Here is an 18,779-nt window from a genome sequence, read left to right on the forward strand (position 1 = left end):
GACTCCGGCGGCGGGGGTCTTTCGTTTTCCGGTGGTAGCCTGCTCCGGTGAACCCGACACCACGCAGCCGCCCCTTCCATCAGGTGGATGTTTTCGCCAGCCAGGCCTACCGCGGCAACCCGCTCGCCGTCGTACTTGATGCCCAAGGGCTGGACACGGCAACAATGCAGCACTTCGCCAACTGGACCAATCTCTCGGAAACCACGTTTCTCCTGCCTCCCGAAGATCCCCGCGCCGATTACCGGGTCCGGATCTTTACCGGCAGCGAAGAGTTTCCGTTCGCAGGCCACCCGACCCTTGGCTCGGCCCATACGTGGCTGCGGGCCGGGGGAGTGCCGCGGTCTGACGGCCACGTGGTGCAGGAGTGCGCTGCGGGGCTGGTCCGGATAAAGCGCGACGGCGGGAGGCTGGCTTTCGCGGCACCGCCGCTGACACGCTTCGGGCCTGTGGATGCGGGTATCCGCCGTCAACTGGCCGCGGCTCTGCGGGTGTCCGTTGCCGACATCGTTGACGCGTCGTGGCTGGTGAATGGTCCGGAATGGATCGGTGTCCTGCTGCCTTCTGCGGCCCAGGTGCTGGCCCTGAATCCGGACCAGGCGGCGATGGGCGACCTGAAGATCGGCGTTATCGGGCCGCACGAGCCGGGTGCAGACGCCGACTTTGAGGTCCGCACATTCCTGCCCGGCGACGCCATGGCCGAAGACCCGGTCACCGGCAGCTTCAATGCAGGCGCCGCCCAATGGCTCATTGGAAGCGGCAGGGCGCCGGAGGAATATGTGGCTTCGCAGGGGACCGTCCTGGGGCGCGCCGGACGCATCCACATTACTGCCGATGCCGGGGACATCTGGGTGGGCGGGGACTCCGCCACCTGCATCCAGGGAAGCGTCCTGCTCTGACGCGGCGGCCCGGGTTCACGTCCGGGAATACTTCGCTGCCGGCGGCAGTTCACAGGTATAGATGCAAACGCATGTATGCTGAAGTGAACGATTACCAGGAGAATGCCATGGAAACCCGCCGCATCACCGTCCTTTCCGCAGGGCTTGGCGTACCTTCGTCCAGCCGGCGGCTGGCTGACCAGCTGGCTGCTGCCGCCGAGCGCCAGCTCAGGGCCGGCGGCTACGAGGTGGAGGTGGACGTCGTCGAACTCCGCGACCTTGCCGTGGACATCGCCAACAACTTCGTCACCGGCTATGCCGCACCACGCCTGGCCGAGGTCATAGCCGGGGTGGAGGCCTCGGACGGCATCATCGCCGTGACACCGGTCTTCAGCGCCTCCTTCAGCGGCCTTTTCAAATCCTTTATCGATGTTCTCGACCCGAAGTCGCTGGACGGCAAGGCGGTCCTGCTGGGCGCCACCGGCGGCACGGACCGGCACCAGATGGTCTTGGACTACGCGCTGCGGCCACTGTTCAGCTACCTCCGCACGCGCATGGCTGCAACCGGCGTCTTTGCCGGACCCCAGGACTGGGGAACAGCTGAAGAGGGCGGGGGGTCACTGGCGGACCGCATCGACCGCGCAGCCGGTGAATTCACCACTCTGCTGCAGGGGCCCCAACCGGGCCGGAAGCCCGCCCCGCTGGAGTCCCTTCCCTTCGAGCAGCTGCTGGCCGGGATTTCCGGGAACCGCTGACACACGGGCGGCCGCCCCCGGTGCCGGACCCCGTGGTTTCGGGGTTAGGGGACCCGGGCCGCGGGTTTTAGGGGGCGGTCCGGGGATTGCTATTGATCCTTCCACCGCCAACACTGAGCAATCTGGGGGTTGACTGATAATTCAACACCGGGGAGTGAAGTTGAGAGACCATCCAATATCCAACGTGGACGAGCATGATCGGGGTGCCGGGGCTTCCCGGCCCTTTCTTAGATGGGGACCTGCCGGTCCCGAGGGCCGCCGCATGCGTCAACGCCGACTGGCGTTTCCCGCACTGCTGACGGCGCTGCTGCTTGTGCTTGGTGGTCTGGTGGCGCCGTTGGCCGCCTCCGCCGCTACCGGTGATGTAGGCGTCCAGGGCCCGTCCCACTCCGGGACGGCAACGCCCACCGGGACCAAACGGCAGACGAATTCGCTGTGGTTCAACGACGGGACCTGGTGGGGGAACCTTTGGGACGCCGGCAGTTCCACTTTCCGCATCTTCCGGTTTAATGCCTCGACAAGTTCGTGGACGAGTACAGGTGTGGTGACGGAGTCCCGGGCGAACACCCACCATGACGTGTTGTGGGACGGGAAGACCCTGTATGTCGCGAGCTTCCGGTTCGTCAATGACGGCCTGCCGTCCGAACCGAACTTCCCCACGACTATGCGGCGGTACAGCTACAACTCGAGCACCAAGTCGTACACGAGCCTGGGATCCAGCCAAATCAACAACCAAAAAACTGAAACCATATCCATTGATAAGGACTCAACCGGCCGGGTGTGGGCCACGTGGCAGCAGGGCAATCGGATCTATATGAACGTCACCGGCACGGACGGCGCCACGTGGGGCACCCCGTTTGCCCATCCGGCGTCGTTGAGCAATGTGTCCGTGGACGATAACTCGGCGGTCATCGCGTTCAGCGGGAACAAGATCGGTGTGATGTGGAGCAGGCAGGTGGGGGACTCCACTGACGGCATGTACTGGAGCTACCACGTCGACGGAGCGTCGAAAACCACCTGGACCACTCCTGTGGCGGCGGTGAAGGGGCAGCGGAGCGGCGACGACCACATGAACCTGAAATGGCTGGATGCCTCAACAGACAAGGTTTTTGCCGCAATCAAAACCTCGTACACCTCGGCGTCCCAGCCGCTGATCCAGTTGCTGGCACTGAATACGTCTACGTCGACATGGTCTGCACACACGATTGCGACAGTGTCTGAGTGCCCGAACAGGGTGATCGTCATGATCGACGAGGCAGCGCGCAAGCTGCGTACCTTCGCTACCTATCCGAAGCCGGGTGGCACAACGAATGCCGGGGTATGCACGAGTTCCGGCGGGGCCATCTACGAGAAATCCACGTCGCTGGACAACATCAGCTTCAGCACCACCAAGACGGCCCGGATCGTTGACGCCGACCAGTACGTCCACAACGTCGCGTCGACCAAGCAGAACGTCAACAGTGTTGCGCGGGGCACGGCCAACAGCGGCCTGCTGGTGCTCGCTGACGTGAATGCCACAAGCCGGTACTGGCACTACTACGATTCCACCGGCGGTGCCGGGTAGGCGGGCGGCAGCCAGCCCATCTTCATCCTGAGCCAGGCAAGGCATACAGGACAAGTACGGCCGGGACCCATTCGCAGGAATGGGAGCCCGGCCGTACAGCCGTTTCAATTGGCAGGTGTCAGTCGTCCAGCAGCGCAATGAACTCGCGGGCCTGCTTCATGGAGATATCAGAATGCTTGGACAGTGCAGTGGCTGCCGCTTCGGTGTCGCCACTGCGGGCAAGGGTGCGGATCCTGCCATAGATCTCGTCGTTGAGCATGTTGCTGCTCACTTCGCGGGTGACGTCGCCCTTGCTGGCGATCGCCCGGTAGCGGTAAGGAAACCGCTGGGGCTCGTCGTCGTCGGCCTCGGGTGCCTGCGCCGACTCGGGGCTCCGGTAGGGCTGGGGATGGGCCGCCAGGGCCCCGACGGCGTCACGGGAGGCCCGAAGCCCGTCGCCCGTGATTTCGTAGTAGAGCTTGATGGCAGCCATGGCCTGGCCCTGGGCAATCAGGGCATAAAGCCGCCGGTGTTCGTCTTCCGACAGCCGGTCTGCCGCGGCCCGGGCCAGCTCCTGTGGGGTGGCAGCGGGCTGGGACTGGGAGGCGGTAGGTGCGGCCCTCCGCCTGGTGGCCGCGCGGTAGGCCACGGTGACCCCCGCAACCACGGCGAGCAGGATAAGGACCGGGACCACAAGCGATTCCATTTTCACGAGCCGTTCTATGTACTTCCTGGCCCTCGCCAGGTGCGATTGCTTTGCTGGTCATCCGCCCAGCCGTGTTCCTGCTGTTGGATGCGCTGCTGCCTGTTTTGGCTTGGGTGGGTAGCCGCCTCCAGCCGGGCGCGGGCGGCGGTGGCCGCCTCGACCTGGGCTGCGTAATGCCGGGCAGACCGCTCGGCAAGTTCGTGCTGGTATTTTTCGGCTTCAGAGGTGCCCGCACCACGCGGCCGCAGGGCTGTGGCAATGCCCCAGATGAGCGCCACCAAAACTATCGCCGGCAACAGCACCAGCAGTAGATCGCCCATACCTAGAGCTTAATCCAGATCGTGGTTATCCACAGCATATTCACTGCTTCGCATACAGCGCCCCGCTGGTGTGGGTCAAACTCCCTGACGGGAATATGAGTAGTGCCACAGCGCCGATCGAAGTGCTCCCGGCCCGGCCTTACCTCCGCTTTCCGCGAGTGGTGCCAACAATGGCCTGTGGATGAAATTCCTTGGAAGAAATATTTACTCCACATGCTGTCCCAAGTGTTTCCGCAGGTCAGAGGCGGAAGCGGCGACAAAAAACTTTGATATCCACAGTGTTCCCCACAGACTGTGCACAAGGTATGCCCCGTACTGCACAGGTTATCCACAGCCCCTGCGGCATGCTGGCTTTGCGGCTGGCGCCAGGGCGGTTAGCGTAGCGGGGTACCTGTTCTCCGCGGTCAAAACAGGGTATGCCTGCACCGGTTTTCAGCCCGGCGCACGGCCTCCTGCAGGTCTCTGTGGAAAAGCTGTGGATAGTGGGGATAACTCCCGCGGAGCCAGGCATCCGGAGCCGCCGGCGCTTGATTGTCAGGGCCAGCGGGTAGACCTGGGCAGGTGGCGGAGCCGGTTACCGGGTGCCGCGAACAGGATGGATCGCCGGGCCGCCAGGCCGGGCATAAATTGAGGACGGCAGCTTTGTCAATCGCGCATCTGGACCCTGTCGAGACAACCCGTGGATCGGACGCCAGCCGGAAACCTCCCCAGGACATCGCGGCCGAACAGTCGGTCCTGGGCGGCATGATGCTGTCCAAGGATGCCATCGCGGATGTCGTTGAGATCCTCCGCGGGCAGGATTTCTACCGTCCCGCGCACGAGACCATCTACGAGGCCATCATTGACCTCTACGGCCGGGGGGAGCCCGCCGATGCCGTCACCGTCTCCGATGAGCTGACCAAGCGCGCCGAGATCAACAGGATCGGCGGCCCTGCCTACCTGCACGAACTGATCCAGACCGTTCCCACGGCAGCCAACGCGGGCTACTACGCCGAGATCGTGGCCGAACGGGCAGTGCTCCGCCGGCTGGTGAACGCCGGAACCAAGATCGTCCAGCTGGGGTACGGGTCGGACGGCGAGGTGGAGGACCTGGTCAACCAGGCGCAGGCGGAGGTTTACGCGGTAGCGGAGCGCCGCACCGCGGAGGACTACGTGGTACTGAAGGACGTGATGGAGTCCACGGTGGACGAAATCGAGGCGTCCGGCCACCGTGGAGAGGGCATGACGGGTGTGCCCACCGGCTTCTATGAGCTCGACGAGCTGACCCACGGGCTCCACCCGGGGCAGATGATCGTCATCGCCGCCCGCCCGGCCGTCGGTAAGTCGACGTTCGCACTGGACTTCGCCCGTTCCGCAGCCATCAAGAACAACCTCGCCACCGTCATGTTTTCGCTGGAAATGGGCCGGAATGAGATCGCCATGCGCCTGCTGTCTGCCGAGGCCACCATTGGTCTCCAGGACCTCCGCAAGGGCACCATCAAGGACGAACAGTGGTCCAAGATCGCCACCACCATGGGCCGGATGAATGATGCACCGCTGTTCATTGATGACAGCCCCAACATGTCCCTGATGGAAATCCGGGCCAAATGCCGCCGCCTGAAGCAGCAGCACGACCTCAAGCTGGTCATCCTGGACTACCTGCAGCTCATGAGCTCGGGAAAGAAGGTGGAGTCCCGCCAGCAGGAAGTCTCCGAGTTTTCGCGTGCGCTCAAGCTCCTGGCCAAGGAACTCCAGGTCCCCGTGATCGCGCTGTCCCAGCTGAACCGTGGATCGGAACAGCGGCAGGACAAGCGGCCCATGGTGTCCGACCTCCGCGAGTCCGGCTCCATCGAGCAGGACGCGGACATGGTGATCCTGCTTCACCGCGAGGACGTCTACGACAAGGAATCACCCCGTGCCGGAGAAGCGGACATCCTTGTGGCCAAACACCGTAACGGTCCCACCAAGGACATTGTGGTGGCCTTCCAGGGCCACTACTCCCGCTTCGCCAACATGGCCGGCGATACCGGCGGCGGCTTCTAAGTATCCCGGCGGGCGCTGGTTCCGCCGCCGGCAGGCCCTGCGGCGGCCAGCAGGTGGTTCGGCAGGCGGTTGCCGGGCGCTGTTCCCCGGATCTCCAGGAGTTCGCGGGCGTGGGCGTGGAGCCGCTTGTCCTCCTCGCTGACCGGCACCCAGGCGGGGACGGGCACGGAGTTGCCCTCGTCGTCGCGCGCCACCATCACGGTGAGGCAGTATGTGGTGAGGGCCAGTTCACGGCCTTTCGGATCGCCCGAACGGACATGGACGGCGATGTGCATTCCCTTGGTCCCGGTGTAAACCAGCCGGGCCTCAACCTCCACAACATGGCCAATCAGCAGCGGCCGGTAGAAGCGCACGCCGCCGGAGAAGACAGCCACGGTATCCCTGCCGCAGTAACGGGAAGCGCACACGTAAGCGGCCTCGTCGATCCACTTCATGACAATGCCGCCGTGGACCTTGCCGCCCCAGTTCACGTCCGTGGGGGCGGCCATGAACCGCAGCGTCACCCGCTCGGCCGTACCGGCGTCGGTATATTCCTGCCGGTTCATGGCTTCCACGATCTGCTCGCGGACCTTGATCCTGGCCAGCGCGTGGTCCCGTTGCTCGATCTCGGCCGGGGTTTGGGGTTCGAACTGCTGCACCGGGATGGGCCTGCCGTCCGGGCCGACCGCAACGAAGATCACCATGCACTGGCTGCGCATGGTGGCAGGGCCGCCTTTGGGGTCACCCGAGGAAACCACGGTATGGATGTGCATTGAGGACCGGCCGGTGTAGACGATGGTCGCTTCCACCTCCACCATGTCGCCGCTGTTGACGGGATCGGCGAAGTGGATGTTTCCCACGTACGCGGTGACGCAGTAGGACTTGGCCCATCCCACTGCCGCGGCATAGGCGGCTTTGTCCACCCACTCAAGCACCGTGCCTGCGTCCACGGAGCCGCTGTGCCCCACGTCGGTGGGGGCAGCGAGGAAGCGGAGGGTCACGGAGTTGGCGCGGCCGGTCTCAGTCATGCTGCGATCTTACTGAGGCCCACGGTTACCGGCCGGTTGGGCCTGAAACAAACTTCCCGGCGGGAGTGCCGCGATTAAAGCCCGACGCCGGCCGGTCACCTTGGGTGACCTGCCGCCGTCGCACCCGGTGGGACAAGTGATCCTAGGTGAGGGCGGCCAGCCGCGAGTTGCTGCGCCCGAAGAGCGCGCGGTCCAGGGAAAGCCGGCCGGCGCCCGTGAGCGCCAGCGCGAATGCCGCGGCGGCCAGGAGCAGGACGAGTTCGTAGCCGCCGTTTGCGGCAAAGATGCCGGCGGGAGCGTGCACCAGGAAAAGGGCGCCCAGCATGTCCAGGGCGAGGAGGGCGGCCACCACTCGGGTGAGGATCCCCAGGATCAGGGCAACGCCGCCCGCCAGTTCCAGGACGGCGACGGCGGGTGCCACGAGCCCGGCTGCCGGAACCCCCATTTTGGCGAAGGATGCCTGGGCGCCAGCGATGGTCCATTCGTTGAACTTCTGCCATCCGTGGGCTGCGAAGAGGAAGCCAAGGACGATGCGCAGGGCGGTGAGGGCGGTGGTGGTGAGTCGTGACTGGTTCATGGATACCACTCTTGCCGACCAATGGTTGAAGTGTCAACTATTCTTTGGGGGACTGTGGGCTTTCTCATCTCCGGAGCGTGTTGTCGGCGGCCGCGGTTAAGCTGGCAGCGTGCCCCAACAACCCGCCCCCTCCGCCGTGGCCGGCCGCCAAGGCCATGCCCGGGAGATACTCCGCCTTGCTGTCCCTGCCTTTGGCGCGCTGGTGGCTGAGCCCCTCTTCCTGCTGGCGGACTCCGCCATTGTGGGACATCTTGGTGTTGCGCAGCTCGCGGGAGTGGGGCTGGCATCTGCGGTGCTCCAGACCGCCGTCGGACTCATGGTCTTCCTGGCCTACTCCACCACGCCCGCCGTGGCCCGCGCCATTGGTGACGGGCAGTTGGGCAAGGCCCTTGCGGCAGGGCGCGACGGCGTGTGGCTGGCATTGCTCCTCGGCGTGGTCCTCGCCGTGGCAGGCTTCGCGGCGGCCGAACCGCTGATTGACCTGATGGGGGCCCAGGGCAGCGTCCGGACCTTTGCGGTCGATTACTTCCGCTGGTCCATGCCGGGCCTGGTGGCAATGCTCTTGATCTTCGCCGGCACCGGTGTTCTCCGCGGACTGCAGGACACCCGCACCCCGCTGGTGGTGGCCACGGCCGGTTTCGGGGTCAATATTGTCCTGAACCTGTGGCTTGTGTACGGGCTGGGCATGTCTGTGGCTGGTTCCGCGGTGGGCACCAGCCTGGCCCAGTGGGCCATGGCGGCTGTCTATGTGGTGATGGTGCGGCGCAGCGCAGTGCGGCAGGGTGTGAGCCTGCTCCCCAGCTGGCGCGGCATCCGCAGCATGACGCGGGTTGGATCCTGGCTGATGCTGCGCACGCTCAGCCTCCGGGCCGCAATCCTGGCCACGGTGCTGGTGGTGACGGCCCAGGGGGAGGTCAACCTTGCCGCCCACCAGCTGGCCATGACCATTTTTTCCTTCCTGGCGTTCGCGCTGGATGCCCTGGCGATCGCGGCGCAGGCGCTCATTGGCAAGGAGCTCGGCGCGTCCCATGCCGCCAGGGCCCGGCTGCTGACCGGAACGATGATCCGCTGGGGCGCGGGGTTCGGCGTGGTGACGGGCCTGCTGCTGGCAGCGGCAGCCCCCTGGGCCGGGGCTCTGTTCACCACGGACCCCCAAGTGCGGCAGGCACTCACCGCTGCCCTCTGGATCCTGGCGGCCGGGCAGCCGATCGCCGGCTATGTCTTTGTCCTGGACGGTGTGCTGATCGGCGCAGGGGACGCGCGGTACCTCGCGCTGGCGGGGCTGGTGAACCTTGCCGTCTACGTGCCGCTGCTGGCAGCGGTTGCCTGGTCCGGTGCCACCGGCACCACCGGGCTCGCATGGCTTTGGGTGGCCTTCGCGCTGGGGTATATGGCGGCGCGCGCCGTGACGCTGGGCCTGCGTGCCCGGTCCGACCGCTGGATGGTGCTGGGCTCTGCCTGACGCGGCCCGGTTAGACCTTCCAGCTGCCCCCACTAAACTGGACCGGTGACACAACCATCCACCCCCGCCGGTGCTGCTCCCGGAACCACCGCCCGCCACGACCTCTGGAAGCCGGTCCTGCTCCGTGCGGCCGCTGCCCTGGTGTTTGGCGCCGTGACGGTCTTCTGGACGTCACCGTCTGTGGAGGTCATGGGCTGGGCCGGGGGACTCTACCTCCTGGCCGCCGGTGTGGTTTCCCTGCGGACCGTCCCCGCAGCCGGATTCGCGCAGAACTCGGCGGCCGGCAAGCTGCTGTCCGCCGCCGGCGCGGTCCTGGCCGGCGCAGGCTTTGCCTTGCTCCTCCTGCACAGTGACCTGCTGTTCGGGGTGATCGCAGCCCTGGGCCTGGGCGCAGCCGGCATCCTGGAGCTTGCCTGCGGCCTGCAGCACAGGGGCCGCCATGTTCTTGCCCGCGACTGGATTGCTTCCGGCGTCATCGGGATTGGAACCGCGGTGCTCCTGCCGTTCTTCATCAGTCTCGGTGCCCATGCCCTGCTGGGCGTGGCCGGTGGAGGCGCCATTATTTCCGGCGTCCTGTGGGTGCTTTCCGGCCTGACGCTGCGGCACGATGCCCGTGCCGGCGCAGGGAAGCCGTAAACTAGGGGGAGCGCCCTTCTACTTTCTGTAGAAAATTCGGTGCGACACCGCAATTCGTAAACCGGGCCGGCCGTGCGCCGCCCGCAGGGAGGAACCACCGTGGCTGACCAGCATCAAGGAAAACCGCGCAAGCTGCGGACCTCGGTGAAGGGGCCGCTGATGTTTTCGGCATTCTGGGCCGTCGTCGCCTTCGTGGCAGTGTTGATCTTCGCCTCCGGTGGAAGCGCACGTGCACCCCGGTTCGACCTCGCGTTCACCGCAGCCGGCATCGCCTTCATCGCCACCCTGGTGATCGCCGCAATGCTGTCCATGAGCTACAAGGAGAACGCCGAACACCTGGGCAAGGGATCAGGGGTGAACCTGAGTTCGGCGCCCAAAGGATCCCCGCACGCAGGGCCAAGCCATGGCTTCGGAGCTCCCGGCAACCAGAACCCGCCGGCATCCGGCGATGGCAGTGACGAAACTCCCCAGCGCTAGCCGTTACCGGCGGCAGCCGGACAAAGCGCGGGAAAATCCCTACCCCGCAGCAGCCTGGCGGGCCCGGTAAGCAGCAACATGCGCACGGTTGGCACAGTTGCCGGTATCGCAGTACCTCTTGGACCGGTTGCGGCTCAGGTCCAGCACGGCGGCATCGCAGTCCTCTGACTCACACATCCGCAGCCTGTCCATCTCCTTGCTGCGGATCACATCAGCCAGGGCCATGGCCGCTTCGGTGCTCATCCGGTCGGCAAGGGGTGCCTCGGGCGCCGTGGCATGAAGGTGCCAGTCCCATCCGTCGTGCTTCATCAGCTGCGGCAGCGCGTTGGCGTCCCGCAGCAGCCGGTTGACGGTTTCCACGGCGGCGTCCTCACCGGCCGTCCATACCGCGGACAGTTCACGGCGCAACTGCCGCACGCTTTCCAATTCCGCAGCGTCCCGGTTCCGGGAGCCGGAAAAACCCTCCGCGGCCAGGAAGCTGTCCAGGTCCGCAACGGAGGCCAGGCCTTCCCTGCCATTCGCGGCCGTGTTGATGAGGTTCACCACCGTCCGCAGCGCCACTTCAGTGTCAGGGGCGAAAACCATGTTGACTCCTTACAGCGCCTGAGCGTAGTGTCATGAGCATTACCCCACTTTACTCCTGACAGGAGGCAACGGTGCCTGCCGCCCAAAACCACACCCCCACCCCGGAACTGTCCACCAGGCGTCCCGGCTTCCAAGCCTCCGGGCTCGGCGTCGCGCTGTTCTCCTCCGCCGTCTTTGGCCTGTCCGGATCCTTCGCCAAGTCGCTGCTGGAAACCGGCTGGTCCCCGGGGGCGGCCGTGACTGCCCGCCTGACGGGAGCTGCCCTGATCCTTGCCCTGCCCGCGGCGTGGGCGCTTAGGGGCCGCTGGAGCCAGTTGAAGGACAACTGGCTCACCATCATGCTGTTCGGACTCATCGGGGTGGCGGCATGCCAGTTGTTCTACTTCAACGCAGTGGCCCTGCTCTCCGTGGGCGTCGCGCTCCTGCTGGAGTACCTGGCCCCGGTGATCATCGTCCTGTGGCTCTGGGGCGCCAGCCGACGCCGCCCGCGCGTCCTCACGGCCGGCGGGACGCTGCTTTCGCTGGCCGGGCTGGTACTGGTCCTTGACCTCACCGGAGCCGTGAAGGTTGACCTGGTGGGGGTGCTGTGGGGCATGGCTGCCGCGGTCTGCCTGGCCATCTACTTCTTCATCACGGCAAAGGAAAATGACACGCTGCCGCCCATCGTGCTGGCTTCCGGCGGCCTGCTGGTGGGTGCGGCCGCCATGTGGCTCGCTGCCGCCACGGGCCTGCTGCCCATGGCCTTCAGCACTGCGGACACCACCCTGGGCCCATGGCTTACGCCGTGGTGGGTGCCGCTTGCCGGGCTGGTGGTGCTGGCCACCGTGCTGGCGTACGTCTCGGGCGTCATGGCGGCCCGGGCCCTCGGTTCCAAGGTGGCGTCCTTCGTGTCGCTCACCGAGGTCCTCTTCGCCGTGGTCTGGGCGTGGCTGCTGCTTGGGGAGCTGCCGGGCACCATCCAACTCCTGGGTGGGGTGCTGATCGTCGGCGGGGTCATCCTGGTAAGGCTCGACGAGCTGCGTTCCCCCGCCACCATTGCTCCTTACGACGGCGGAAAGGGCACCCAGGTGCCGGCGTCACCGCTTGAGCACGCGAACGACGTCGAGCCTGTCCCTTAGGAGCGCAGGTCCCGTAAGCCGGGCACCGGCGTCGCACGCCAACACAAAAGGGCAGGGACACCACCTGGTGTCCCTGCCCCTTGCCGGAATGCGGCGATAAGCCTAGTTCGATGCCTGGCTCTGCTGCTCGGCGTTGCGCTTGGCCTGCGCGCCGGCTTCCTTCAGCGCCTCGGCAACCTTGGTAAGCATGGTGGTGTGGGTTCCGGACCACTCCTGGCGGAACTTATCAGCGTCCGGGCCCTTCCAGTCAGTGCCGCTCAGGACCTTGGTGAGAGTGGACTTCTGCGTCTCGATCTCGGACGCCCCTGCCTGAAGCTTGCTGCCGAGCTGGCGAAGCTGCTCAACGTCTGCACCCCAAATAGCCATCAGTTTCTCCTTGTTAGGTCGTGGATCCGAACCAGATCGGCTCCCCAGTGGCCCCCCGGCTCATCCGGAAGATCCATTGCCTCAAACCTATCCCGGCCCCCAAAACAGTGTCGATGGGCAGCCCTGCCCATGCCGGGCTCCCCATGGACGCCGGGTAGGGACCATGAAAAGGGGTCGATCCCAGGCGTTGGAAGAGCCTAGCATGGCGGTATGTGCCGGAATATCCGAACCCTTCACAACTTTGAGCCGCACGCCACCTCCGAGGAAGTGCACGCGGCGGCGCTGCAGTATGTCCGCAAAGTCAGCGGCAGCACCAAACCGTCCAAGGCCAACCAGGAGGCCTTTGATGAGGCCGTGCACCAGATAGCCCACATCACGCAGCACCTGCTGGATTCCCTGGTGACGCAGGCGCCGCCGAAGGACCGGGAGGCCGAAGCGGCCAAGGCCAGGGCGCGCGCCGCGGTCCGTTACGGCGCGGCCTGAGCCCGCGCTGCTACTTGCCGAAGCTGCGCAGCCGCAGAGAGTTGGCCACCACCAGCACCGAGCTGGCAGCCATGGTAGCTCCTGCGATCATGGGGTTGAGCAGCCCCAGGGCGGCCACCGGGATCCCCACGGCGTTGTAGAAGAACGCCCAGAACAGGTTGGTCTTGATGGTGCCCAGGGTCTTCCGGGACAGTTCGATGGCCTGGGCCACCTGGGCGAGGTCGTTCCCCATCACCGTCAGGTCCGCGGCTTCGATGGCCACATCGGTCCCGGAGCCCATCGCAATCCCGAGATCCGCCTGCGCAAGCGCCGCGGCATCATTGACGCCGTCCCCGGCCATGGCCACCGTGGCCCCGTCCGCCTGGAGCTCCCGGACTGCTGCCACCTTCCCTTCCGGCAGGACGCCTGCATGGACGTCATCCGCGGCGATGCCGACGGCGACAGCCACCTGGGCGGCGACGGCGGCGTTGTCGCCGGTCAGCAGGATGGGCCGCAGGCCCAGCGCCTTAAGCCGGGCGACCGCTGCGGCGGACCCTTCCTTGACGCTGTCCCTAAGGCTGATGATGCCGGCGGGCGTGCCATCCACTGCCACGCAGATGGCCGTGGCGCCGCCTTCCTCTGCAGCAGCCAACTGCGCCTGCTGGCCGCCGTCCAAGGCAATGCCGTTCTGCTCCAGCCAGCTGCTCCGCCCGGCCATCACGTGGCTGCCTTCGACGGTGCCCGACACTCCGCCACCCGGGGCGGAACTGAACCCCTGGACTGGCGGCAGGTGCACTGAAGGCGAGGTGCCGCCGTCGTCCCCTGCGGGCGCCAGGCGTGCGGCGGAAACTGCTGCTGCCGCAATGGCGTGCGCAACCGGGTGCTCGCTGGCGGCCTCAACGGCTCCGGCCAGCCGGAGGACATCCCGGTCCTGGAAGCCGGGGAACGCGGCCGTGGCATCCACGGCCAGGGCGCCGGTGGTGACCGTCCCCGTCTTGTCCAGCAGGATGGTGTCCACGGTGCGGGTGTCCTCCAGGACCTGGGGGCCCTTGATCAGGATGCCCAGCTGTGCGCCGCGTCCGGTTCCGGTCAGCAGGCCCACCGGAGTGGCCAGGCCCAGCGCGCAGGGGCAGGCGATCACCAGCACTGCGACGGCGGCCGTGAACGCCTGCGGCAGGTGGCTGCCGTCGGCGCCCGGGCCGGCGACGAGGAGCCAGAGCACGAACGTCAGGGCGGCGATGGCCAGGACCACCGGTACGAAGACGGCGCTGATGCGGTCGGCGAGCCGCGCGATGGGGGCCTTGCCGGTCTGGGCCTGCGACACCAGGCGCGCCATCTGGGCCAGTGTGGTTTCGGAGCCGACCCGGGTTGCCCTGACCAGCAGGCGGCCGGAGGTGTTGATGGTGGCACCCGTAACGCGGCTGTCCGGCCCCACCTCGACGGGGACGGACTCACCCGTGACCAGGGAGGCGTCCACCGCGGAGGCGCCGTCCACCACCACACCGTCGGTGGCGATCTTTTCACCCGGCCTTACCACCAGGACGTCGCCCACCTGCAGACCGTCCGCGGGAATTTTCTCTTCCCGGCCGCCGCGCAGGACGGTGGCGTCCTTGGCGCCCAGGTTCAGCAGGGCCTGGAGGGCGTCGCCGGCCTTTTGCTTGGCATTGGCCTCCAGGTACCGGCCCAGGAGAAGGAAGGTGGTGACCACCGCGGCCACCTCGAAGTACAGGCCGCCGGACATGCCTTCCATGCCGGGATGCTCCGTCATGCGCGGGTCCGCCAGCAGCTGCCAGGCGGAGAAGGAGTAGGCGGCGGCCACGCCGAGCGACACCAGGGTGTCCATGGTGGAGGCGAGATGGCGGGCATTGACTGCTGCGGCCCGGTGGAAGGGCCACGCCGCCCACGTGACCACCGGCAGCGCCAGGACCGCTGCCACCCAGCCCCAGTGCGGGAACTGGAACGCCGGAACCATGCTGACCAAAAACACCGGGACGGTCAGCACCGCAGCGGCGGCCAGGCGCGGGCGGAGACTCGAAGCGTGGACCTCAGCAGACGGGTCCACCGGCCGCGCCCCCGCACCAGTAGTGCTGCGGTGGCGGACCCTCGCCTTGTACCCGGCTGCCTCGACCGTTGACGTGAGCTGTTCGTCGGTGATGCCCTCGGGGACCGTCACGTAGGCCGACTCCAGCGGCAGGTTGACGGTGGCCGCCACACCGTCGAGCTTGCCGAGCTTCTTCTCCACCCGGTTGACGCAGGACGCGCAGGTCATCCCCTCGATGTCCAGTTCGACGATCCGGGTACCCGGTGGGTGGAGCAGTTCCTGGTGGCTCATGTCAGCTTTCCGCGGTGTAGGGGTTTCTAGGCCTCGTTGGCAACCACCAGGTAGCCCGCCTCAGCGACGGCCTCCCCGATGTCGGAGGGTGGGAGTTCCTTGCTTGAGGTGATGGTCACGGTGGAGACCCCGCCGGCGTTCAGGTCGACGCTGACCTCTTCAACGCCTTCGAGGGCTTCAAGTTCTTCACTGACGGCCGACACACAGTGCCCGCAGGTCATGCCGGAGACGCTGATGGTAGTGGTGGTGGGAGAGGTGGTGCTCATGGCTTGCTCCTTCAGTTGGGACGGCGGTGGCCGGGATCCGGGTGTTGGTGGGTGTCAGCGAAGCAGCCGGCCGATGGCGTCGGCGGCTTCCTTGACTTTGGCATCGATGGCTTCAGCGCGTGCTGCCGGGTCCGGCTCGGAGGCTGCACCCACCACGCAGTGGCCGATGTGTTCCTCGACCAGCCCCAGGCTGACGGCGTGCAGGGCCTTGGTGACGGCGGCAACCTGCGTGAGGATATCGATGCAGTACTTGTCCTCATCCACCATCCGGGCAATGCCCCGGACCTGCCCCTCAATGCGCTTCAGGCGGCGAAGGTACGCGTCCTTGTTTTCCGTGTAACCGTGCTGGGCTGCGTAACCGTGTTGGGCTGCAACGCCGGACTCCGCGGCCGGTGGTGCGGCTGCTACCGCCGCAACGGCTTCTTCGATAGCGTTCATGAAGCCAACCTATACCCCTTGGGGGTATGAGCGCAAGTACCCCCTAGGGGTATCCGGGAACTCTTCCCACCCGTCAGTGGGACAGTATCCCGGGCACAAAAAAAGCTCCGGAGTGCGTTATTGGGGGATACGCACTCCGGAGCAGCTTTTGGGCAAATCCGGCTTCCACTCGTGTGGATCGGCCTTGCTTGAATCAGCTTACTGGCAGGTACGGGCAGCGCGCCAGCACCATGAATAAGTACTTTCGCTTTACTTTAAGCCCGCCTTTTCCAGGCGTATTTTCCCCGGTATCCGCCGCTCAGGGCCTGTCCTCATGGGCCGGCATCCGGTATGGAACCACCAGCACGGGGCGGCTTTGGTGGTGGCTTAGCCACTGCCCGACCGATCCGTTGAGTGCCTCCGAGAGCCGGTGCGTGAAGCCGCGCTCGGAGGTGCCCACGATGATGACCGGGGCATCCAGTTCGGCGGCCAGTTGCGCCAGCGCCCGTGCGGGATCGCCTGAAAGGGTGCGGAAGGACCACTGCAGGGGCCCGCCGTCGGAAGGCACCTTGTCCGCCGCAGCCTGGACCTGTGCCTTCAACTCCGTTGTCAGCGCCAGCATGTCGTCATCTGCGTCCGGGTGCAGGGAAAGCCGGTGGGCGGAGCGGGCCGGGTCCCATTCCACCAGGTAGCTGGCTTCGTCCACGTACGCGCAGACCAATGGCGCCGACAACCGGGCTGCCAGGGAGGCTGCGGTCTGGAGAACCTCCGGGTGCTGTTTGGGCATGATTCCCGTCAGCAGCGGAGCGCCGTCGAAGTTTTCCCATGTCATGCTGCTATTGTCCGCCCGCACCGGCTGCATGAACAGGTTCGTTCGGCCCGTCAAACTTCCGGAGTGCGGGCCCGGAGGCCTAGGGAAGGCTGGGATATGCCGTGACCACCACGTTCTTGCCCCACGGATCCTCGGTGTAGCAGCTGATGAGGACCAGCCGGTTGGGGACCATGTCCCAGACGGGGCTGTCCTTGAGGCTGGACTTCAGGTAGGTCGTGACGCTGTCCACCCGGTAGCTGATGGTTCCCGCCACTGTTTCCACCTCCAGGCGGTCGCCAACGGCCGCCGCCGAACTGAGGTGGTTGAAGGGAGCATCCGCGCCGTCCCAACTGTGGCCAATCACGTAGGTGGTGTTGCCGGAGCCCTTGCCCGGAACCCCGAAGGGCGTGAGCCAGTAGCCGTCCTTGGTGGCGGGAGGTTCAATGGTCCGGCTGTATTGGGCCCCACTGTCCAGGTCCAGCGGGTGGACGGGCACATCGAAGGCGGCCGACGGGTAGCGGATGCGGACCGGCTGGGATGCCGCCGGAAGCTCCGGTCCCGCAGGCGCTTCCGTTGCTGTTTCGCCAGGAGCCTGGGCTGCCGCTGCCTGGTCGGGTGCCGCTGCGGCGTCCGGCAGGCCGGTCTCCGCAATGGGAGCCGCCCCCGCGGCGGATGGAATGCCGCCACGAACCAGGGCAACCGAAGCGGCGGCATTTCCGATTGCCAGTGGCGGTGCCGGGTGGAACAGGGGAGCGCCGAGGGTGAATGACACGAAGGCGAGGACGCCACAGCACAGGATTGCCAGGTCACCGGCGTTCCACCGGCGCCATATGCGCCGCCACATGCCGTGCTGGGGGGCTGCGTGCCGGCTTCGATCCTGCCGCATGGCGCTCCTCACGGGTTGGCGGGGGTGGAAGGAAGGCGTCCTGCCGGGCACTGGCAGGACGCCTTCCTTGTCAGGGGGCCACTGGTGGTGGCGGTGTTCCGGCTAGCCGGCAGTGTGCAGCGGACGCGACTGGCGCCGTACTGCCACCACGGTCCCCGCGGCAGCAAGCGCTCCCAGGCCTACCAGCCAGCCCGGCAAGCCATCGGGTGCTCCCACCGCCGTCTGTGCGTTGTAGCCCTGGTTGGTTCCGACGCTGACGGGTGCCGCGGCAGGGGCGGCCTTGGGTGTGGCAACAGCCTGCTTGGCGGGCGCCGGCTGCGCGGGTGCGGCAGCAGGGGCCACAGCCGCCACAGCGGCCGGAGCAGTTCCACCGGTTGTGTCGCCGCCGGTGTTGCCGCCGGTATTGTCGCCGCCGGTGTTGGTGTTGCCGCCGGTATTGTCGCCGCCGGTATCGCCGCCGCCGGTATTGTCGCCGCCGGTATTGTCGCCACCGCCGCCGTTGCCGCCACCGTTGTTGCCGCCACCGCCGCCGTTGCCGCCACCGTTGCCGTTGCCGCCACCGTTGTTGGTGCCGCCACCGCCGTTGTTGCCGCCGCCGCCGTTGTTGGTGCCGCCGGTGCCGCCGCCGTTGGTGCCGCCACCGCCGTTGCCGCCGCCGTTGTTGGTGCCGCCGGTGCCGCCGCCGTTGGTGCCGCCACCGCCGTTGCCGCCACCGTTGTTGGTGCCGCCGCCGCCGTTGCCGCCACCGTTGTTGGTGCCGCCGCCGCCGTTGCCGCCACCGATGTTGTTGCCGCCGCCGTTGTTGGTGTCACCGGTGTTGTTGCCACCGCCGTTGTTAGTGCCGCCGTTGGTATTGATCTCCAGCGGTATCAGGGCGCTTCCGTTTGAGCGGGCGACCACCACCTGGTCGGAAGCCGCGATGGCGGGCGCTGTGAGGCTGATAAGGCCAAGCCCCATCACCCCCATTGTTGCTAAGGTGCGTTTCATTTTGTCTCCCCATATATGTGTGAAACGGACCATGGCGAGGAAAGGCCAGCGGTGACGCCGTATGCCCCAGCAGCACGGTCAGCTTGCTTGAGATTTCAGGCTAGGAGCGCCGCCTTGCGCAGTCGCCAGTAGGGGATACTCGTCTTTCAACGGGGTTGGCCGGGAAAGT

The 18,779-nt window shown here is 66.5% G+C and carries 21 protein-coding genes; 9 read left to right on the top strand and 12 right to left on the bottom strand.

Features of this window, described 5'->3' with window-relative positions; genetic code table 11:
* Positions 1-47 precede the first annotated feature (47 nt).
* From ASG79_RS15795 to ASG79_RS15805, 3 genes are all read left to right on the top strand, one after another.
* Entirely contained in the window at positions 48-896 is an 849-nt protein-coding gene (locus tag ASG79_RS15795) for a PhzF family phenazine biosynthesis protein (RefSeq protein ID WP_056392367.1), read from the top strand.
* A gap of 107 nt (positions 897-1,003) precedes the next feature.
* Entirely contained in the window at positions 1,004-1,630 is a 627-nt protein-coding gene (locus ASG79_RS15800) for an FMN reductase (RefSeq protein ID WP_056392532.1), read from the top strand.
* A 262-nt stretch (positions 1,631-1,892) separates the two neighbouring features.
* Positions 1,893-3,194 (top strand): hypothetical protein, encoded by a 1,302-nt coding sequence (locus ASG79_RS15805; RefSeq protein ID WP_056392368.1) that lies wholly within the window; start codon positions 1,893-1,895, stop codon positions 3,192-3,194.
* Positions 3,195-3,312: 118 nt separating this feature from the next.
* On the opposite strand, the gene ASG79_RS15810 is transcribed toward ASG79_RS15805, so the two are convergent.
* Both ASG79_RS15810 and ASG79_RS15815 read right to left on the bottom strand, forming a co-directional pair.
* The gene (locus ASG79_RS15810; protein ID WP_056392370.1) at positions 3,313-3,879 is read right to left on the bottom strand and encodes a hypothetical protein; all 567 of its coding nucleotides are present in this window, start codon (positions 3,877-3,879) and stop codon (positions 3,313-3,315) included.
* Positions 3,880-3,893: 14 nt separating this feature from the next.
* Positions 3,894-4,199, bottom strand: a complete 306-nt coding sequence (locus tag ASG79_RS15815; protein ID WP_056392372.1) for a hypothetical protein — start codon at positions 4,197-4,199, stop codon at positions 3,894-3,896.
* A gap of 642 nt (positions 4,200-4,841) precedes the next feature.
* On the opposite strand from ASG79_RS15815, the gene dnaB reads away from it, so the two are divergent.
* Positions 4,842-6,221, top strand: a complete 1,380-nt coding sequence (dnaB, locus tag ASG79_RS15820) for a replicative DNA helicase (RefSeq protein ID WP_018769828.1) — start codon at positions 4,842-4,844, stop codon at positions 6,219-6,221.
* On the opposite strand, the gene ASG79_RS15825 is transcribed toward dnaB, so the two are convergent.
* Positions 6,218-7,228 (bottom strand): acyl-CoA thioesterase, encoded by a 1,011-nt coding sequence (locus ASG79_RS15825; RefSeq protein WP_056392374.1) that lies wholly within the window; start codon positions 7,226-7,228, stop codon positions 6,218-6,220. The genes dnaB and ASG79_RS15825 overlap by 4 nt on opposite strands.
* A gap of 142 nt (positions 7,229-7,370) precedes the next feature.
* The gene (locus ASG79_RS15830; RefSeq protein WP_056392377.1) at positions 7,371-7,805 is read right to left on the bottom strand and encodes a DoxX family protein; all 435 of its coding nucleotides are present in this window, start codon (positions 7,803-7,805) and stop codon (positions 7,371-7,373) included.
* A gap of 136 nt (positions 7,806-7,941) precedes the next feature.
* On the opposite strand from ASG79_RS15830, the gene ASG79_RS15835 reads away from it, so the two are divergent.
* From ASG79_RS15835 to ASG79_RS15845, 3 genes are all read left to right on the top strand, one after another.
* Positions 7,942-9,267 (top strand): MATE family efflux transporter, encoded by a 1,326-nt coding sequence (locus ASG79_RS15835; protein WP_056392378.1) that lies wholly within the window; start codon positions 7,942-7,944, stop codon positions 9,265-9,267.
* A 45-nt stretch (positions 9,268-9,312) separates the two neighbouring features.
* A complete protein-coding gene (locus ASG79_RS15840; protein ID WP_056392380.1) occupies positions 9,313-9,903 on the top strand; it encodes a hypothetical protein in 591 nt (196 codons plus the stop codon).
* Between the two features lie 99 nt (positions 9,904-10,002).
* Positions 10,003-10,380, top strand: a complete 378-nt coding sequence (locus tag ASG79_RS15845; protein WP_056392381.1) for a hypothetical protein — start codon at positions 10,003-10,005, stop codon at positions 10,378-10,380.
* Positions 10,381-10,419: 39 nt separating this feature from the next.
* Here ASG79_RS15845 and ASG79_RS15850 read toward each other — a convergent pair whose 3' ends face one another.
* On the bottom strand, positions 10,420-10,965 hold the full coding sequence (locus tag ASG79_RS15850) for a CGNR zinc finger domain-containing protein (protein WP_018769822.1): 546 nt from the start codon (positions 10,963-10,965) through the stop codon (positions 10,420-10,422).
* Between the two features lie 71 nt (positions 10,966-11,036).
* Between ASG79_RS15850 and ASG79_RS15855 the strand changes: the two genes are divergently transcribed.
* The gene (locus ASG79_RS15855; protein WP_056392382.1) at positions 11,037-12,083 is read left to right on the top strand and encodes an EamA family transporter; all 1,047 of its coding nucleotides are present in this window, start codon (positions 11,037-11,039) and stop codon (positions 12,081-12,083) included.
* Positions 12,084-12,185: 102 nt separating this feature from the next.
* Here the strand turns inward: ASG79_RS15855 and ASG79_RS15860 are convergent, their stop codons facing one another.
* Positions 12,186-12,449: a WXG100 family type VII secretion target gene (locus tag ASG79_RS15860; RefSeq protein ID WP_018769820.1), complete on the bottom strand. Its 264-nt coding sequence runs from the start codon at positions 12,447-12,449 to the stop codon at positions 12,186-12,188.
* Positions 12,450-12,659: 210 nt separating this feature from the next.
* Between ASG79_RS15860 and ASG79_RS15865 the strand changes: the two genes are divergently transcribed.
* Positions 12,660-12,932 (top strand): DUF2277 domain-containing protein, encoded by a 273-nt coding sequence (locus ASG79_RS15865; protein WP_018769819.1) that lies wholly within the window; start codon positions 12,660-12,662, stop codon positions 12,930-12,932.
* Between the two features lie 10 nt (positions 12,933-12,942).
* Here the strand turns inward: ASG79_RS15865 and ASG79_RS15870 are convergent, their stop codons facing one another.
* The 6 genes from ASG79_RS15870 to ASG79_RS23565 all read right to left on the bottom strand — a co-directional run bounded on the left by ASG79_RS15870 (position 12,943) and on the right by ASG79_RS23565 (position 18,610).
* Positions 12,943-15,243 (bottom strand): heavy metal translocating P-type ATPase, encoded by a 2,301-nt coding sequence (locus ASG79_RS15870; protein WP_056392385.1) that lies wholly within the window; start codon positions 15,241-15,243, stop codon positions 12,943-12,945.
* Between the two features lie 26 nt (positions 15,244-15,269).
* Positions 15,270-15,509 (bottom strand): heavy-metal-associated domain-containing protein, encoded by a 240-nt coding sequence (locus ASG79_RS15875; protein WP_056392387.1) that lies wholly within the window; start codon positions 15,507-15,509, stop codon positions 15,270-15,272.
* 54 nt (positions 15,510-15,563) lie between these two features.
* Positions 15,564-15,947 (bottom strand): metal-sensitive transcriptional regulator, encoded by a 384-nt coding sequence (locus ASG79_RS15880; protein WP_018769816.1) that lies wholly within the window; start codon positions 15,945-15,947, stop codon positions 15,564-15,566.
* A 298-nt stretch (positions 15,948-16,245) separates the two neighbouring features.
* Complete coding sequence (locus tag ASG79_RS15885; protein ID WP_026265853.1) at positions 16,246-16,758, bottom strand: universal stress protein; 513 nt, start codon at positions 16,756-16,758, stop codon at positions 16,246-16,248.
* Between the two features lie 79 nt (positions 16,759-16,837).
* The gene (locus ASG79_RS15890) at positions 16,838-17,623 is read right to left on the bottom strand and encodes a class F sortase (protein ID WP_056392389.1); all 786 of its coding nucleotides are present in this window, start codon (positions 17,621-17,623) and stop codon (positions 16,838-16,840) included.
* A gap of 102 nt (positions 17,624-17,725) precedes the next feature.
* Positions 17,726-18,610, bottom strand: coding sequence for a hypothetical protein (locus ASG79_RS23565; protein WP_056392391.1), 885 nt, complete (start codon positions 18,608-18,610; stop codon positions 17,726-17,728).
* Positions 18,611-18,779: the final 169 nt, after the last annotated feature.

Origin of the sequence: Arthrobacter sp. Soil761, from assembly GCF_001428325.1 — a bacterium.
Taxonomy (GTDB): domain Bacteria; phylum Actinomycetota; class Actinomycetes; order Actinomycetales; family Micrococcaceae; genus Arthrobacter.

What these genes read in the sequence shown, in the direction of transcription:
- ASG79_RS15800 (WP_056392532.1), top strand. Translation starts at nt 1,004, where the DNA reads ATGGAAACCCGCCGCATCACCGTCCTTTCCGCAGGGCTTGGCGTACCT.
- ASG79_RS15805 (WP_056392368.1), top strand. Translation starts at nt 1,893, where the DNA reads ATGCGTCAACGCCGACTGGCGTTTCCCGCACTGCTGACGGCGCTGCTG.
- ASG79_RS15810 (WP_056392370.1), bottom strand. Translation starts at nt 3,879, where the DNA reads ATGGAATCGCTTGTGGTCCCGGTCCTTATCCTGCTCGCCGTGGTTGCG.
- ASG79_RS15815 (WP_056392372.1), bottom strand. Translation starts at nt 4,199, where the DNA reads ATGGGCGATCTACTGCTGGTGCTGTTGCCGGCGATAGTTTTGGTGGCG.
- ASG79_RS15825 (WP_056392374.1), bottom strand. Translation starts at nt 7,228, where the DNA reads ATGACTGAGACCGGCCGCGCCAACTCCGTGACCCTCCGCTTCCTCGCT.
- ASG79_RS15830 (WP_056392377.1), bottom strand. Translation starts at nt 7,805, where the DNA reads ATGAACCAGTCACGACTCACCACCACCGCCCTCACCGCCCTGCGCATC.
- ASG79_RS15850 (WP_018769822.1), bottom strand. Translation starts at nt 10,965, where the DNA reads ATGGTTTTCGCCCCTGACACTGAAGTGGCGCTGCGGACGGTGGTGAAC.
- ASG79_RS15860 (WP_018769820.1), bottom strand. Translation starts at nt 12,449, where the DNA reads ATGGCTATTTGGGGTGCAGACGTTGAGCAGCTTCGCCAGCTCGGCAGC.
- ASG79_RS15865 (WP_018769819.1), top strand. Translation starts at nt 12,660, where the DNA reads ATGTGCCGGAATATCCGAACCCTTCACAACTTTGAGCCGCACGCCACC.
- ASG79_RS15870 (WP_056392385.1), bottom strand. Translation starts at nt 15,243, where the DNA reads ATGAGCCACCAGGAACTGCTCCACCCACCGGGTACCCGGATCGTCGAA.
- ASG79_RS15875 (WP_056392387.1), bottom strand. Translation starts at nt 15,509, where the DNA reads ATGAGCACCACCTCTCCCACCACCACTACCATCAGCGTCTCCGGCATG.
- ASG79_RS15880 (WP_018769816.1), bottom strand. Translation starts at nt 15,947, where the DNA reads ATGAACGCTATCGAAGAAGCCGTTGCGGCGGTAGCAGCCGCACCACCG.
- ASG79_RS15885 (WP_026265853.1), bottom strand. Translation starts at nt 16,758, where the DNA reads ATGACATGGGAAAACTTCGACGGCGCTCCGCTGCTGACGGGAATCATG.
- ASG79_RS15890 (WP_056392389.1), bottom strand. Translation starts at nt 17,623, where the DNA reads ATGCGGCAGGATCGAAGCCGGCACGCAGCCCCCCAGCACGGCATGTGG.
- ASG79_RS23565 (WP_056392391.1), bottom strand. Translation starts at nt 18,610, where the DNA reads ATGAAACGCACCTTAGCAACAATGGGGGTGATGGGGCTTGGCCTTATC.